Genomic DNA, 1,599 nt, shown 5'->3' on the forward strand with positions numbered 1-1,599 from the left:
GGCCGGCCGCACCCGCGGCCGGCACCGGCCCGGCGCGGTTCCCGCCCCCGTGGAACAGCGCAGCCCGCACCACCACCCGGCACCACGTCGGTCGCGATGCCGCACGCACCCCGGCCGTCACCGCACACCACCGCACTTCCCCGCTCACCTCCCCAGGAAGGGACACCACCATGAGACGACCCACCCGACGCGCAGCAGCCGCCGGAGCCGCCACCCTCGCCCTCGCACTCGGCGCCACCGCCTGCGGTGACGACCCCACCGGGCCGGCCGGTGAGGGCGACGGCGAACTCAGCGGCCAGACCGTGACCGTGGCCGGCGTCTGGACGGGCAGCGAGCAGAAGAACTTCCAGAAGGTGCTCGACGCCTTCTCCGCCGAGACCGGCGCGAAGACGCAGTTCGTGTCCACCGGCGACAACGTGTCCACCTTCGTCGGCAGCAAGATCGAGGGCGGCAACGCGCCCGAGGTCGTGATGGTGCCGCAGGTCGGCGTGTTGCAGCAGTTCGCCGAGGAGGACTGGCTGAAGCCGCTGTCGAAGAAGACGGAGATGGCCGCCACCAACAACTTCGCCAACGTCTGGAAGGACTACGGCACGGTCGACGGCACCTACTACGGGCTGTACTTCAAGGCCGCCCACAAGTCGACGGTCTGGTACAGCCCGGAGGCCTTCGAGCAGGCCGGCGTCGACGAGCCGAAGAGCTACGAGGAGCTGCTGGAGACCGGCCGCACCCTCGCCGACTCCGGCACTCCCGCCTTCGCCGTCGCCGGTCAGGACGGCTGGACGCTCACCGACTGGTTCGAGAACATCTACCTCTCCCAGGCGGGGCCCGCCAACTACGACAAGCTGGCCGCGCACGCCATGCCGTGGACCGACGACACCGTCGTCAAGGCGCTGACCACACTCGGTGAGCTGTTCGCCGACAAGGAGCTGGTCGCCGGGGGCGCCAAGGGCGCGCTGCGCACCGACTTCCCCACCTCCGTCGAGCACGTCTTCGGCCCCGAGCCGAAGGCCGGCATGGTCTACGAGGGTGACTTCGTCGGCGGCATAGCCAAGGACGAGTTCGGCAAGAAGCTCGGCGAGGACGCCAAGTTCTTCCCCTTCCCGCCCGTCGAGGGCGGGGACGCGCCCGTGGTCAGCGGTGGCGACGCGGCCGTGGTGCTGAAGGACGGCGAGAACCAGAAGGGCGCCATGCGCCTGATGGAGTTCCTGGCCACCCCGCAGGCGGCGGCCGTGTGGGCCGAGGCGGGCGGCTACCTCTCCCCCAACAAGGAACTTGCGCTCGACCAGTACTCCGACGACACCACCCGGGAGACCGCCAAGTCCCTCATCGACGCGGGTGACTCGGTGCGGTTCGACATGTCGGACCAGGCCCCGGCGGCGTTCGGCGGCACCAAGGGCGCCGGCGAGTGGAAGCTGCTCCAGGACTTCCTCCGCGACCCGTCCGACCCCGAGGCCGCCGCGGAGAAGCTGGAAGCCGCGGCAGCCAAGGCGTTCAAGAGCTGAGGCAGCGGCAGATGACTGTGACCGCTCCCGCCCCTCCCCCGGGGCCCGCCTCGGGGCCCGCCGCCGCGAAGGACAACCCGCGGCGGCGGGGCCGGGG

Annotated in this window: 1 protein-coding gene; it reads left to right on the forward strand. The window is 71.3% G+C overall.

Annotated elements, in window-relative coordinates; all coding sequences use genetic code 11:
- The first annotated feature begins 170 nt into the window (after positions 1-170).
- The gene (locus tag ACYVE9_RS26015; RefSeq protein WP_461030344.1) at positions 171-1,502 is read left to right on the forward strand and encodes an ABC transporter substrate-binding protein; all 1,332 of its coding nucleotides are present in this window, start codon (positions 171-173) and stop codon (positions 1,500-1,502) included.
- Positions 1,503-1,599: the final 97 nt, after the last annotated feature.

The organism is Streptomyces sparsus (assembly GCF_054776295.1).